General features: G+C 47.2%; 12 protein-coding genes. 9 read left to right on the top strand and 3 right to left on the bottom strand.

The genetic code is table 11. The features are described from left to right. Window positions 1-43 precede the first annotated feature (43 nt). The 9 genes from AC5SLM_RS02295 to AC5SLM_RS02335 all read left to right on the top strand — a co-directional run bounded on the left by AC5SLM_RS02295 (window position 44) and on the right by AC5SLM_RS02335 (window position 11,935). Entirely contained in the window at window positions 44-1,846 is a 1,803-nt protein-coding gene (locus AC5SLM_RS02295) for a hypothetical protein (protein WP_495249306.1), read from the top strand. Further along, window positions 1,824-2,108, top strand: a complete 285-nt coding sequence (locus AC5SLM_RS02300; protein WP_495249307.1) for an EscU/YscU/HrcU family type III secretion system export apparatus switch protein — start codon at window positions 1,824-1,826, stop codon at window positions 2,106-2,108. The genes AC5SLM_RS02295 and AC5SLM_RS02300 overlap by 23 nt, the downstream gene beginning before the upstream one ends. 130 nt (window positions 2,109-2,238) lie before the next feature. Continuing rightward, window positions 2,239-2,577, top strand: a complete 339-nt coding sequence (locus AC5SLM_RS02305; RefSeq protein ID WP_495249308.1) for a hypothetical protein — start codon at window positions 2,239-2,241, stop codon at window positions 2,575-2,577. Continuing rightward, window positions 2,525-4,384, top strand: a complete 1,860-nt coding sequence (locus tag AC5SLM_RS02310) for a PAS domain-containing protein (RefSeq protein ID WP_495249309.1) — start codon at window positions 2,525-2,527, stop codon at window positions 4,382-4,384. Before AC5SLM_RS02305 ends, AC5SLM_RS02310 begins: the two co-directional genes overlap by 53 nt. Window positions 4,385-4,498: 114 nt before the next feature. Continuing rightward, window positions 4,499-7,636, top strand: a complete 3,138-nt coding sequence (locus AC5SLM_RS02315) for a transporter substrate-binding domain-containing protein (RefSeq protein WP_495249310.1) — start codon at window positions 4,499-4,501, stop codon at window positions 7,634-7,636. Continuing rightward, the gene (locus AC5SLM_RS02320) at window positions 7,626-8,687 is read left to right on the top strand and encodes a response regulator (protein ID WP_495249311.1); all 1,062 of its coding nucleotides are present in this window, start codon (window positions 7,626-7,628) and stop codon (window positions 8,685-8,687) included. Before AC5SLM_RS02315 ends, AC5SLM_RS02320 begins: the two co-directional genes overlap by 11 nt. Before the next feature lie 153 nt (window positions 8,688-8,840). Next, a complete protein-coding gene (locus AC5SLM_RS02325) occupies window positions 8,841-10,532 on the top strand; it encodes a methyl-accepting chemotaxis protein (protein ID WP_495249312.1) in 1,692 nt (563 codons plus the stop codon). A 1-nt stretch (window position 10,533) separates the two neighbouring features. Further along, window positions 10,534-11,109 (top strand): CheB methylesterase domain-containing protein, encoded by a 576-nt coding sequence (locus AC5SLM_RS02330; RefSeq protein WP_495249313.1) that lies wholly within the window; start codon window positions 10,534-10,536, stop codon window positions 11,107-11,109. Further along, complete coding sequence (locus AC5SLM_RS02335) at window positions 11,096-11,935, top strand: CheR family methyltransferase (RefSeq protein WP_495249314.1); 840 nt, start codon at window positions 11,096-11,098, stop codon at window positions 11,933-11,935. The genes AC5SLM_RS02330 and AC5SLM_RS02335 overlap by 14 nt, the downstream gene beginning before the upstream one ends. Here AC5SLM_RS02335 and AC5SLM_RS02340 read toward each other — a convergent pair. Genes AC5SLM_RS02340 through AC5SLM_RS02350 form a run of 3 tightly spaced genes read right to left on the bottom strand, consistent with a single transcriptional unit; the run spans window position 11,932 to window position 14,735 of the window. Next, a complete protein-coding gene (locus AC5SLM_RS02340; RefSeq protein WP_205459639.1) occupies window positions 11,932-12,285 on the bottom strand; it encodes a cupin domain-containing protein in 354 nt (117 codons plus the stop codon). The two genes, AC5SLM_RS02335 and AC5SLM_RS02340, sit on opposite strands and share 4 nt — an antisense overlap. Window positions 12,286-12,300: 15 nt before the next feature. Then, on the bottom strand, window positions 12,301-12,915 hold the full coding sequence (locus tag AC5SLM_RS02345) for a 3'-5' exonuclease (protein WP_495249315.1): 615 nt from the start codon (window positions 12,913-12,915) through the stop codon (window positions 12,301-12,303). After that, window positions 12,915-14,735, bottom strand: coding sequence for a putative nucleotidyltransferase substrate binding domain-containing protein (locus AC5SLM_RS02350; protein WP_495249316.1), 1,821 nt, complete (start codon window positions 14,733-14,735; stop codon window positions 12,915-12,917). The genes AC5SLM_RS02345 and AC5SLM_RS02350 overlap by 1 nt, the downstream gene beginning before the upstream one ends. Window positions 14,736-14,794 lie beyond the last annotated feature (59 nt).

Below are 14,794 nucleotides of genomic sequence, written 5' to 3' on the forward strand. Positions count from 1 at the left end.
TACCTTTACATGTAACGATTTTAAAAGGCAACCCAAACACACCATGATCACACTCTCAACCCAAGACCTTTTACACCTTGCCACCAGCAATCCCAAAGAAGCCAAGGCTTTAGTAAAAGCCTTAGTAAGTGCACCCAGTGCAGAAATAGCCGTTGACAAATCCACCCCCAACACCATCCAAACTTTGCTCCAATCCCTTGCCTCCAACGCCATCGCACCCGCGGCAGTCAAACACACCCTTGAAAACGCTTCGTGGTTTAAAAACGCTCCTTCCTTGCCAAACCAGCTCCAAACCCTTGTCACCCTCACCCAGAATGACCCTGCGCTTAAACCTCTCGCAGAAACCTTGCAAGGGTTTTTAAAAGACATTGCCACCACTAATGGTGCGGAGTTAAAACAACAACTCGTACGTTCAGGCACGGGATTTGAAGCGGCACTGCGCACGGAAAGTTTGCCCGTGGATGTGGCGCTACGCCAACCCGTGCGCCACATCCAAGAAACCTTGCAACAGCTTCCCTTACCCAAAACCACCCAAGCAACCCTAGGACGTCTTTTTCAAGAAGTGCTCTCGCCACCTGCACCCAAAACCACCCAAGAAGCGTTAAAAACCGCAGTAGCAGAGGTTGAAAAACACCTGCAAACCCTTTCCAAACGCCCCTTGCTTCCCTTAGCCCAAAACATTGCAAAGCTTGAAAATGCCCTAGTAGCACTCAAAACCATGGGGGCCAAAGAAGCACTCCACTCTCCTTTAAGCGTACGCCAAACACCCCAACTTCCCCTGCCCCAAGAGACCAAGGCTTTGCTTGTATCCTTGCTTAAAGAGCTCAAAGAAAACCCGCTTCCGCTGCCCAAAACCACCCAAAATGCACCCCAGATTCAACACCTTGCCGCACAAACAAAAACCCACACCATCGCCCTCCTAGAATCCATCCTAAAGCAATCTGGTTCCATTAAACACGATTTCACCCCCGCCTTTCAGACCAAAAACGCTCCCCTGCCACCTAGTGCCCCCGCCACCCTTGCCGCCCAAGCGCTGCAAAAAGCCCTACCCCAAGATATACCCTCCAACACAGGAGCACCAACCCTCTTACATGTAACGCCAAAATCGCCGCTTTTGGGCAATGAACTCGCCTTGCTTGCATGGTCGGCGCAAGCACCCACTAACTTTTCACCCCTTCTAGCAACCACTACCAACGACACAGGAGCGCAACTCAAACGTGCCGTGCATGCGCTAAAAACCATCATCAAATTGCTAGATAGCGCCTCCCTTGAACTCCCCAAGACTTTCATGCAACTCAAAGGCCACATAGCCACCCTTGGGCAACAGCTCTCGCGGGCCGCCTCACCAGAACTCCCCCAAGCGCTCATGCAAGATGTAAAAAAAGCCCTCTTAGAGTTGCAAAATACGACTAGCACTTCCCACAAAGAGGTTCATCAGCTAGCCACCAAATCCTTAGCGCAGATTGAAATGCATCAGCTTTACGGCCATGTCAGCAACAGCTCTCACACGTATTTTCCCTACCTTTGGAGCGGGCTAAAACACGGAAATCTCATGGTTCAAAAACGCGAAGAGACTACCTATTGTCAAATCGATTTGGAATTTGAGCATTACCGCAATGTGCACATCATGCTTGTGTTGTTTGACACCCAATACCTCAATGTGAGCATCGCCCTTGAGAGCCCTCAGCTTAAAGAGCGCATCAGTGAGCACATCCAAGAACTCAGGCTCATGCTCTATGCGGTTGGCCTTACGCCTTCAAACATCGCAATTTTGCCCTACGAAAAACGTGAATCCCTCGAAAAAAACACATTGGAGGGCGACTTTGGCATCAACCTTACCGCCTAGGGAAACCCGCAAAAAAGCCGTTTCGCTCAAATACAACCTTGACAAAAAAGGCGCGCCCAAAGTCACCTCCAAAGGCCAAGGCGAAGTGGCCAACACCATCATCCGCCTTGCCAAAGAGCACAACATCCCCATCCGTGAAGATGCAGACCTTGTGGAGTTGCTTTCTAAAGTGGAGCTTGATAGAGAAATCCCCCCAGCCCTTTACAAAGCGGTTGCGGAAGTGTTTAGTTTTCTCTACAAAATGACCAATAAAAAATCATAATTATTTAACGTTCTTTTAAGTAAGGTATGATAATATTGACCTTTGAAAACCTAAGTGAACCAATTCTACGCTTCTTGTCTGACAAGCACGCAGGGGAACACGGAGGGCAAATCACACACAGGAGAAAAAAATGAGAAAATTAACCGCACTTGCGTTCGCAATTATGGTAGGATTAGGGTTGAGCGTGAGTACAGCATCCGCTGACCCAGCACGTGGCCAAAAACTTTTTCTTAAGTTTATGAAAGCCCCAACAGGTGTTAATGGTGCACAATTTGCCGCACAACACAGTATCGCAGAATGGAAAGAGCTGTGTGCCAATGAAGGTGCTGGTTTTATTACAGAGTACTCCTCAAAATACCCTGATGCAGCCGATTTTCTAGGTGGTGCTCAGTTTAAAAGGTTCCAATCTGATATCTGTGACTTTGTTATCCACTACGCAAACGATAGCGGCAACGTACCTGCCTGCTAGTCTTACATTCTCAAGGGGCTTTTTTAGGCCCCTTGCCTTTCTTCTTTTTCCCTTTTTTCTTTTTGCACTCCCTTTAGAATCAACCATTAAAGCCCTAGACCTCACCCCCAAAGAAGTCCAATGGCTTGCTTCCAATCCCGTCATTCGCTTAGGCTTTGACCACGCGCGCCCTCCTTATGATTTTGCAGACGAACAAGGGCGACACCAAGGGATCCTCTCTTCTTATTTTCGCCACTTTGAAACCGTGCTTGGCATCACCTTTGTTCCTGTTCACGCGACTTCGTGGGAAGCCTTGCTAGAGGAAGCTAAACAAGGAAAGATAGACGTCCTTTCTGGCATCATCCATACCAAAGAGCGCGCGAACACCTTTCTTTTTTCTGACCCTTTGTTTGACATCTCCCTCTCCGTCGTCACCAAGCGTGACAAGGTTGTCTTTGAATCCCTACTGGAACTGCACGGACAACGGGTCGGAATGGTCAAGGGCCATGCCACCATCCCTTTGGTACAACACCACTACCCCACCCTTCACATCACTGAAGTTTCAGACCTGAAAAAAGGGCTCGACCTTTTGCAAAAAGGGGAGCTTGATGCTTTTATTGGGGAGGATGTTGCCCTACAGTACTACCTTGGGACCTATGAATTTCGTGCTCTTTACATCGCACACCCGCTTTCTATCCGTTTTTCCGCCCACATCGGCGTACACCATGACCATCCCATCCTTTTTTCCCTGTTGCAAAAAGCGCTCCGCAACATCACCCATGAACAAAAACAAGCCTTTTGGCTGCCGTGGATTAAAAAAGAAAGTGGCGGTTTTCATGTGACAGGGTTTTTGTTTGCCCTGTTGGTACTGTCTCTCTTTGCACTCGCGTGGGCCTTGGTTTTATTGCGACGCCAACGCGAGAAAATCATCGCCATTCTTCACCGCACCAACATGGCACGAAAGCACTTGCATATCGCTTCAAATTTCCTAGGAATGGGCACATGGACGTGGTCTATTAGCAAAAATGCCTACACCATCAACCCCGCTTATGCCCGTTTATTGGGGTATGGGAAAAATGAATTTAACGGAACCTTTGAGCATTTTACTAGCCTCATCTCCCCCGAAGATTTGCCCCTTATGTTTACCGCCCTCAAACGCCATCTTGATGGCACAGAACCTTATTACAACGTCCAAATGCGAATGCGCCATAAAAATGGGGAGTACCGCTGGATTCGTTCTTGCGGCAAAGTGTTAAAACGAGACGCCAGCGGCAACCCCGAACTCCTTAGCGGATGGCACCTTAGCATGGATGAGGCTAACCACCAAGAAGAGCCGCTCTCACAGCATCTTGACCCTACCACAAGCCTTTTTTCCAGCCAACTTTACAAAGTCTTGGTACCCCTACACATGCGTCGAGCGCGCAGAGAACACAGGGGTGTTGCCCTGTTTTTGTTTGAATTTTCAAACCTCCCCTCTATCCAAGAAACCTACGGCACACACCAAGCAGACGAGGCGCTAAAGGCGGTTTCCTTGGTGCTTCAAGGGCAGCTCACCCAATCAAGCGGGATGCTCTTTCGCATGAACAGCACCACCTTTTGCATCCTTTTTTGGTTTAGTGTTTACAAGGAAACCAAAGAGTGGCACCATAAAACCAAAGAGCGCCTACAAAGCATCGAACTTTTTGCAGACAAAACGCCTCTTTCCCTTAGCTTTCACAGTGGCGAGGCATTTATGTTTCCAGGGTCTTACCTCGAAGAGGCAGATTTATACCAAAACGCCTATTCTGATCTTAAAAAACACCAAAGTGAAACAAGGGGTGCTTCCTAACTTGTTTCTTTGTTTCAAGATAGGCTACAATGCTTACATGTAAGACTTTTTTTGGTGACAATTTGGTTATTTTCCTAGACTATACTTTTTCAACGTGTTTTCCAAAGGACAAGCATGAGGGTTTTGCTTTTTTTATTGGCACTGCTTATTGTATTTTGGGCAGAACCTATTCGTATGTTCCAAAACCATGAATTCTTAGCATCTACAGCACAAGAAAACACCCTTCTTACTAACCTCACCCTCGAAGAAAGAGAGTTTTTAGCACGCCATCCTACCATCCCCATCGGCATGGACACCCAGTGGCCGCCCTTTGAGTTTCAAGAAAACGGCATCCAACAAGGGTATTCCATGGACATATTGCGACACTTGGAGCAGTCTCTTGGTATACGGTTTGAGCCTGTCATAAAAGACCAATGGAGCGACACCTTTGCGCTCTTTGAGCAAGGGGAAATCCCCGCGCTTTCCATGGCGGCTCCCACCAAAGAGCGTGAAGCTTTTACCCTTTTTGGCCTTCCAACACTTCAAGCAAACCTAGCCCTTGCTCTTCCCAAAACCACAACCCAAGTTACCTCCTTTGAGCAACTGTCTGGGAAAAAGATTGGGGTAATCGCCTCTTATTGGTACATCTCCTTACTGCAAGAAGAGTATCCCTCCATCACCCTTGTCACCTTTCCTTCGGTTCACGCGGCTTTTGAGGGATTGCTAGAGGGAAAAATTGATGGGTATTTGGACATCCAACCGGTCTTGCATTATTATCTTAACCGGTATTTTTCCAATGAATTTAAAATCTCCCTCCCCTTGCAATTTCCTTACCATTCTTTACACAACTACCACATTGGTGTTCACAAAAACTTTCCCTTGTTGCGCTCCATTTTCGACAAAGCCCTTGGAGCCATCCCGCCTCAAACCATCCTAAACTTACAGCAAAAATGGCTAGGCACCGCCCGCTCACCCCTTCTTTCTAGGCAATTACTCATGCGCCCTGAAGTACAACAGTTTTTAGCCAACCTTTACACCCTAAAGCTTGGTATTGACACAAGTTGGCATCCTTTTGATTTCGTAGACGCCAATGGCCACCACAGGGGTATCGTAAAAGAGATTGTTGATTATGTGTTTTTAGAAACGTTGGGCATCACCCCCTTGCCTGTTACAACACCCCATTGGAAAAACCATATTGAGGCCATTGAGGCCCGAGAGATTGATGTTATCTCAAGCATTGTTTACAGCGAAGAACGCGCACAAAAGATGCTTTTCACCAAACCGTACCTCACCATGCCCCTGATGGCCTTTGGAAGGCTTGATGGGAGGCTAATCAATACGCTGAAAGATTTAGAAGGGGAAACGGTTGGTGTTGTTGATGGCTACATTACCCAAAAAATTTTACGCGACAAACACCCTTCCATCACCCCTTTTATTTTTCCTGACTTAAAAAGTGGTCTCATTGCGCTAAGCCGCGGGGAGGTAGATTATTTTTTCGACGGGCTCTCTGCCATGAACTACACCCTTCGCACCGAAGGCATCACCAATCTAAAACTCTTGGGGCAAACAGGGGAAAACTATGCGCTAAGTTTTGGAGTGCGCAAAGATTGGCCCGAACTGGTTGAAGCGCTTAATTATGTCATCGAAACCACACCACAACAAACAATCAATAAAATCCTTAGCCCTTGGATTCGCATGGACGTTCAAGGCGCGGTTGATTATTCATTGGCATGGAAAAGCGTGGTGATTTTCACCTTCATCCTTGTCTTTATCGTCTACTGGAATCGCCGCTTACGCGCTGAAATTCTGCACCGTGAAAAAGTAGAGGAGCAACTCTTTCACGCCCAACTTAGGGCTGAAAAAGCTAATCAGGCTAAAAGCGAGTTTCTTTCCAACATGAGCCACGAGATTCGTACCCCCATGAATGCCGTCATTGGATTTGCAGAACTTACCGCCAAAATGGACCTCCCGCCCAAGGCCCTTCACAATATCCAAACCATCCAAAAATCCGCCAAAGCCCTTGTGGGACTCATCAACGATATTTTAGATTTATCAAAGATTGAAGCAGGAAAAGTGGACATTAAGCGCGAAGTGGTCAACATCGCCACCCTCGCCGAAGACTTGCACGCCATTTTTTCCTTGCGCGCCAAACACAAAAACATTTATTTTGAAACCATCATGCACCCAAACACCCCCAAAGCTTTGATTCTTGATGAATTACGCGTGCGCCAAATCTTGGTCAATCTCATCGGAAATGCCGTGAAGTTTACCCATGAAGGCGGTGTAAAAGTCTGTTTTGACGCCACACCAAACGCCCAAAGAGACAGCACTATTGACTTACATGTAAGGGTAAAAGACACAGGGATTGGCATCCTTGAAGCCGAGCAGGAAAAAATCTTTGGCATGTTTGAACAACAAAGCGGGCACGACAACCGCACCTATGAGGGAACAGGACTGGGGCTTGCTATCTCAAAAAAATTTGCCGAACTTATGGATGGGGTGATTGAGCTCACCAGCGCACCTAATAAAGGCTCCGTGTTTACCCTCACCCTCGCGCACGTAGAAATAGCCGCTAGCCTTCCCGTGCACCCTTCGTACCGCACAACGCACACTGTACATTTTGCTCCTGCAAAGGTGCTTGTTGTGGATGATATCACCGAAAACCTCGAACTTCTGAGGGATATTTTAGACACGTACAAACTTGACGTCATCACCACCCACTCAGGCGAAGAGGCCATCCACCTTGCCGAAGAAGAGCGGCCTGATCTCATTCTCATGGACATCAAAATGCCACAAGTAGACGGATGCACCGCCTCAAAGGCCATTCGCAACAATGTCCTCACCGCCCACATTCCCATCATCGCCGTTTCTGCCTCGGTTTTGGGTGAAGAAGAAGAGGCAAAAAAAGGCTCTTTTGATGGGTTTATCCCCAAGCCCATAGACATCGTCGAATTTGAAACCATGCTCACCCGTTTTCTCCCTCACAAGCAAGAGCCTTTGCTAAGCACCCCAAGCGCGCCTTCTGAAAATGCACTTTTTTCCCTCCCACTAAGCGCTTATCCCCCTCTTTTAAAAAAGGCAAAAGAAGCCCTTGATAGCGGGGATTTTGATGTGATGCGAGAGCTTATTCTTCTGTTGGAAGAAGAACATGGAAACGAAGCCCTTGTTCAAAAACTCAATCAAGCCTTAGAGCATATCGACATTGATATTCTTGAAGTAGAACTCATTGCCCTCATACGATTTCTAGAAGAAGGAACAGACCATGGTATTTAACGAAAGCACGGTCATGATTGTGGATGATATTGTTGAAAATATCAAAGTCGCGATGGGGCATTTGCAGGCCTTACATGTAAAGGTTGTGTACGCCACCAACGGCTTGCAAGCACTAGAACGCGCCGAAAAAACACGGCCTAATCTTATCCTCATGGATGTTATGATGCCCCAAATGGGAGGATTTGACACCGCCAAAGCACTCAAACAAAACCCTCTACTTCGTGAAATTCCCATCATTTTTCTCACCGCCAGAGCAGGGGTTGAGGACATTAAGCAAGGATTTGAAGCCGGCGGGGTGGATTACATCACCAAACCCTTTAACGGGGAAGAACTGCTTATGCGCGTTAAAACCCACCTCGAACTCTCCTTGCACCGTTGCCACCTTGAGAGTCAAGTGAGCAAACGCACCCAAGAAATCGAACTGTTGAAATCCAGCATCATTGAAGCCATGGGCTCACTAGCAGAATACCGAGACGGCGAAACAGGTGCACACATCAAACGCACCCAACATTACGTCAAAATCATGTGCGAACAGCTTGCCCTTTTGCCCAAATACACCGAGCAAGTTACCCCCAAATACACCCTGCTTTTGTTCAATTCCGCCCCCTTGCACGATGTGGGAAAGGTGGGGATCCGCGACCACATCTTGCTAAAGCCAGGCAAACTCACCCCCGAAGAGTTTGAAACCATGAAACAGCACGCCACCTTTGGCGAAGCCATTATTGACAAACTCATTGCCATCAACGGGCCGACAGATTTTCTTATCTATGCCAAAGAAATCACAGGAGGCCACCATGAAAAATGGGACGGCAGCGGCTATCCGCGCGGGCTTTCGGGCGAAGAGATTCCTCTCTCAGCGCGCATCATGGCCATTGCGGATGTGTACGACGCCTTGACGTCTGTGCGGGTTTATAAAAAAGCATTTTCTCACCAAGAGGCAGTTGCCATCATGCGCAAAGAAGCAGGGAAGCATTTTGACCCTACGTTGCTCCATCTCTTTTTACGTCTTGAGCAAGAATTTCTCTTTATTGCAACGACCCTGAAAGATTGAAAATCATTATAAAAACCCTTCGCGTTAATGGGCTACTGCTTTTGTAGCAATAATGCCGCCCTTCCTCGCAAAGGCCCCACAAAGGCCCCCAAACCCCCTACAATGGGATAATTTTAGTTATAATAGTGTTAAGTTTTATCCAAAGGACACTTCATGAACCTCTCAACGCGCATCATTGCCATGATTATTGGCTCTTTGATTATCCTAACCCTTCTCCTTGGACTGACAACACGTCATTTCATGATAGAGTCGGTTACATTTTTTACAGAAAACTACCATGACAAAATGGTACAAGCCCGAAAAGATGAACTCAAAAGTGAAATGCGCATCATCCACACCGTGGTTGAAAAAGTCTACGAAGAAGAAATGGCGCGCGGACATAGCGAGACTGAAATTAAAAAGGCTATCCTTCACAAAATTCGCGACATTCGCTTTTTTGAAGATAACAGCGGGTATATTTTTATCTACGACCCCGATGGCACCAATGTGATGCTGCCAGTAAACACCTCCCTTGAAGGGAAAAACCTCATCGGCCTCAAAGACAGTGATGGCATGTTTTTTGTCAAAGAACTCATTGAAGCAGCCAAACGTGGGGGAGATTTTGTCATTTACAATTTTCCAAAAACCAAAGACGGGGCCCCTTTTCCAAAGCTAGGCTACGCCGTTCCTTTTGCCCCTTATGGTTGGATGATGGGCACGGGAGTGTACATCGACAATATTGATGAAGATGTGGCTGTTCTTGCAGAAGAAACCATCACGGAAAACAAAAGAGGTTTGTTGCTCTTTTCCCTCATTAGTTTAGGGGTTGTGGCGGTTGTCTCCGCTTTGAGCCTTTTTCTCATTCGCCTTAAAATCACCTCTCCCCTGCAAAACCTCATCAAACGTGCGCAAAATCTCTCTAGCGGAGATGGCGACTTAACCCGCAAACTTGACATTGAAGGCAACGATGAAATCAGCCGTGCCAGCGAAGCCATTAACGCCTTCATTGAAAAAGTGCGCGTGCTCATTAGCGATGCTAAGCAACTCTCAAGTGAAAATTCTTCCGTGGCCCATGAACTTTCCACCACCTCCTTGCAATCGGGCAAACGCATCGAAGATTCTGCCGTTCTTGTGGGCAACACCACCAAAAAAGCCACCAAAATGCAAGAAGAGATGCGAGGTTCCATTCAAGAAGCCAAAGAAGGAAAAAGTGAACTTGAAAAAGCCAGTACTTTTGTGCAAGAAGCCAGCACTTCCATCCTTGATTTAACCGAACAAATCCAAGAAAGTGCGCACACCGAGATTGAACTGGCCAAAAAAATCGAACAGCTCAGCCATGACGCCGAACAGGTCAAACAAGTCCTTACCGTCATCAACGACATCGCCGACCAGACCAATCTTTTAGCCCTCAACGCTGCCATCGAAGCCGCGCGCGCAGGAGACCACGGACGCGGGTTTGCCGTGGTAGCAGACGAGGTGCGAAAGTTAGCTGAGCGCACCCAAAAAAGCCTCATCGAAATCAACGCCACCATCAACGTCATCGTTCAAGCCGTCTCAGACTCAAGCGACCAAATGACCCGCAACGCCAAACGCGTGGAAGAGCTCACGTATGTCGCAAGTGATGTTAAGGAAAAAATCACCCACATGGACGGAACCATGCGCCACGCCATCACCATGTCAGACAAAACAGCCCAAAGTTACATCACCAATGGTGATGAAATTGCACAGATTATCCAAGGGGTTTCTAGTATCAATACCCTCTCCATGGAAAATGCCCGCAGTGTTGAAGAGATCGCCAGTGCGGCTGAGCACCTTAACAAAATGACCGAAATGCTCAACAGCAAACTTTCAGAATTCAGAACCTAGTGTGAAAGAAAAACTCATCCTTATTGGGGCCTCAACCGGAGGCCCCGGGCACCTAAAGGCACTCTTAAATGCCTTGCCAAGTGCTCTAACCACGCCTATTATCATCGCCCAGCACATGAACGCCGTGTTTATTCCTAGCTTTGTGCAACAATTTCGTGCCGAGCTTAGAATCCCTGTTGTGCGCGCCAACGAACCCTTACATGTAAGCCAAGGTGGCGTGTATATTTGCGAGAAAAACTGCCTTCTTGCTCCTTCACGCCCTCTGAAACTTTGTTTTGAAGAAGCACCTGCGCAAACCCTTTACAATCCTAGCATTGATGATTTATTTCTCTCTGCTGTTCCCTTGTGTGAAAAGGTAGACATCTTGGCCATCTTGCTCACCGGCATCGGACATGATGGCGCAAGAGGCATCCAACAACTCCACGCAGCAGGGGCGCGCTGTATTGGCGAAAATGAGGCAAGTGCCGTGGTGTATGGCATGCCCAAACGCGCCAAAGAGCTTGTGCCCGAGCTTGAGATGTTACCCTTAGAAGAAATCAAACAGCGCATCGAAAGGTTTATCCATGTTCTTTTTTAGAAAAAAAAGTAAAGAAGCTTCCACTAGCGCTGCGCCGCCTGCTAAAATCGTCTTCGACGACCGCAACCTTGACCCCCTGCTTCACTACGTCGAACACTACAGCGGAGTAAACCTTGCGCCCAAAAAAGAGGTGCTAAAACAACGGCTTGTTTTATTTTGCGAAAACAACGACATCGTTAGCTTTGATGCACTGTTTGCGCGCATTAAAGCCGATGAAGCCATGCGGCAAAACTTTATCAACCTTATCACCGTCAATGAAACCTATTTTTACCGCGAAACCATTCAGCTTGAAGCGGCGGTGGCGTGGCTTAAAGAACGGGGCGGCAAAGCGCGCATCTTAAGCGCCCCTTGCGCTTCGGGTGAAGAAGTCTATTCCCTTTCTATGCTTGCTAGTGAGGGGGGATTTGCCCCTTTTAGTGTGAACATTTTAGGCATTGACATCAACTCCGAAGCTATTCAAAAAGCCCAAAAAGGTGTCTTTAGCGAACGCTCCTTGCACCGCCTTGATGAGCACTTAAAAGCTACCTATTTTATGAAAATTGCAGGGGAGTATACGATTGTTCGGTCAAAATTTTTAGGGGTTGATTTTCAGGTTTTAAATATTTTTGATGAGGCGTTCTTGCACTTAGAACCTTTTGACATCATCTTTTCACGCAACATGATGATTTATTTTGATGATGTGTTCAAACAAAAAACCATCGAGCGTTTTCACAAGCTCTTGAAAAATGGTGGGAGACTCTACACTGGCCACGCGGACTTAGTGCCCAGTACGCCCTTGTTTACCAAAGTCACCCAAGGGCGGTTGAGCTACTACGAGAAAGTCTAGCCTATCAGGCGAATCTCATCCTCAAGGTTAGGCACCATACACAAAAACACATAAGGCACGTCACCCTTGACGCGGTACCAGTGGGGAATGCCCGCAGGCACATACAACGCGTCACCCGCCTTGGCCTCAAAGACTTCATTGCCAATCCCTACGCTCGCACAGCCCTCTAGTACGTACTGCTCGTGCTCCACGCTGTTGGTGTGGTTTGGCATAAAGCCGCCAGGGGCAATGGTAAACTTGCGCATGGCAAAATGGGGGGCCATTTTGGGGGAGATAATCATCTGCATCTGGGCACCCTCACCCGCTTGCAACGGGGTAGACTCAATAGCACTCACATCAATCACTGGCATACACTACTCCTTGCGTTAAAGACGTTGAATGTTTTGCAGTTTTACAAACATCATCGCGGTCATGATAGCATCATTTACCGCGTCGTGCTTGCCAAAAATCGGCAATCCAAGTTCCCGCATTATTGTATCAAAACGCAGGTCAATTACCCCATCGGGGATGGCTTTGATTTTTTTATCGTGGTAAATACCTGAAACTTCAATCTGAGCATTAGGCAGCTTGATGCCAAGCCACGGTTGAAGGTAGCGGTTCACCATCGCCACATCAAATTCCAGATAATACCCCACCAAAGGCAAGGGCCCAATGAACGCCAAAAACCGCTCCAAGGCTTCCTTGGGCGCCAAAGCCCCCACCATGTCGATGTTGCGCAACTGATGGATAGTGATGCTCTTAGCGGCAATGTCCTTGCTGGGCCGAAGCAACAAAGAGAGGGTTTCTTGGGCGAGGATTTTATTGCCTTTTATTTTCACTGCCCCGATAGATAAAATCTCATCCTTCTTAGGGTCCAAACCGGTGGTTTCGGTGTCAAACACCACAAACTCATCCTCAAAAAAGGGGGCGTCAAACAAAAACAAAAACCGTGGGTCGCGCAACTTTTTTTTATTGCGCTCTTTAAAAAAGCGTGCAAACATCACTGTACCATGTTGATTTTAAAATGGTGGACCAAAAACCGTTTAAATTGGTCTACGATTTTAAAACTGTCTTTGAGCAGTTCGGTTTCGAGCTGATTGAGCTTGTCGGTGCGGATGAAATTGTGCCGCGTTTCGCCCCGTTCGGTTGAGAAAAGTTGCTCCTTAAGGCGCATGCCCATGAGCGTATCAAAGGCTTCAATAAGGGCGTCTCCAAAGTGTTCTTCAAAGATTTTTTTTGACTTTAGGGCGTGAATGCGCCTGATGGTCTCCGTCTCTTCCACGTGGTACTCTAACGCCAATGAGCGCACCCCTTGAACGATAGGGAAAATCCCTCCTTTTTTCACATCCAAGCGGTTTTCGTCGGCTTTGAGGTTGGAAAAAAAGCTAATGGGCGTCTCAAACAACAACGCCGCTTTGGCAAAATTGGCCATGAAAATGTCTTTTCCCATCATCTGCTCATAAATGCTTTCTTTGAGTTTTGCCAGCAACGTTTTATTGCCCGCCACCGCAAGGGCATCGTAGAAAATGGCTAAATGCATGTAATCATCCCTGCGTGGACTCTCCAAATAACGGGCAAGCTCCACCCTAAAGGCCTTAAATGACTTGCGCCAATAAGGGTTAGAAACCATGATGTCTCCCTCACACGCAGGATAGCCAAAATCAAGGAGTGTTTGTGTGTAGCGCTCCATTAGTTCTTTAAACGCTGCTTCGTCTTCCTCATGCTCAACAATCAGTGCATTGTCTTGGTCGGTTTTAAGCATCTGTTCCTTGCGCCCTTCACTTCCCATCACAATCAAACACGCTTTTTGCTGTAATTCCACAGGAATCATCATCTCGTAGAGCTTGCGGTACACTTGCTCATTAAGCTCGCTAATGAGTTGGGAGATGTACTCCACTTTCGTGCCCTTAGCGTGGAGTTTTTTGATGATGTGCACAAAATCTTGACTGGCTTTTTTAAGGGCGTCCACGTCTTTGGCTTTACGAATTTGCACCGAAACCAAGTAGGTGTGGTTTGCAAAATAACTCAGCAAATCCAACTGCTCCAAAATCCCCACAATCACCCCATGCCGGCTCACCACAATGCGTTTGATGGAATTTTTTGTCAACTGCAACAAGGCATTAAACAAAAAATCTTCCGCGTCAATGCTAATAATGGGCCGCAACGCAATGGGGCCGATGGGGCCAAACTTGTCATAATCCTCGTAAATCACATGTTTGCGAACCGTACTGTCCGTCACAATGCCATAGCTTCCTTGCTCTTCATCGTCCACGATGATGCACTTTGTGTCCAAGGCATCCATGCGGCGCAAGGCTTCCATGATGGAAAGCGTTGGAGGAACGATGCACGCTTTGTGCAAATACGAATCCGACACGCGTGCCAACATAAATCCCGAAAGCTGGGTGGCATACTCTTTTTGCTTGGCCGATTGCAAGCGGTTGGCAACATCGGTTAAAAAATACGCCTTAAACTGCGCGTTTGATTCTAAAAGTTGGCGAAAGGTTTCTTGGGTGATTTCAAAACAAATAAGCTCTTCGTGCACCAAAAAAGTGTCTTCTGTTTTACCATACAGCAGTGCATCCGCGTCAAAAGAGTTTTGGTTGTGGTAAATCTTAATCAGTTCATTGTCATGGTACTCACCCACTTCCCCTTTGATGATGATGTATAAAAATTCGGGAAGTTTTTGCGGAGAAATCATCACCGTGTCTTTCGTGTAATACGCGATGTTCATGGCGTTTGTCACGCGGGTGAGTTCTGTGGGGGTAAGCAACCCAAAGGGGTGGATGGATTTTAAAAAAGCTTCTTGGTCTTGAAGGCTCATGGGCACTCCTTACATGTAAAGGATAATTATGGCACATGTTGAAGAAAAAACACCAAAGG

The organism is Sulfurospirillum sp. HTRB-L1, from assembly GCF_059415125.1.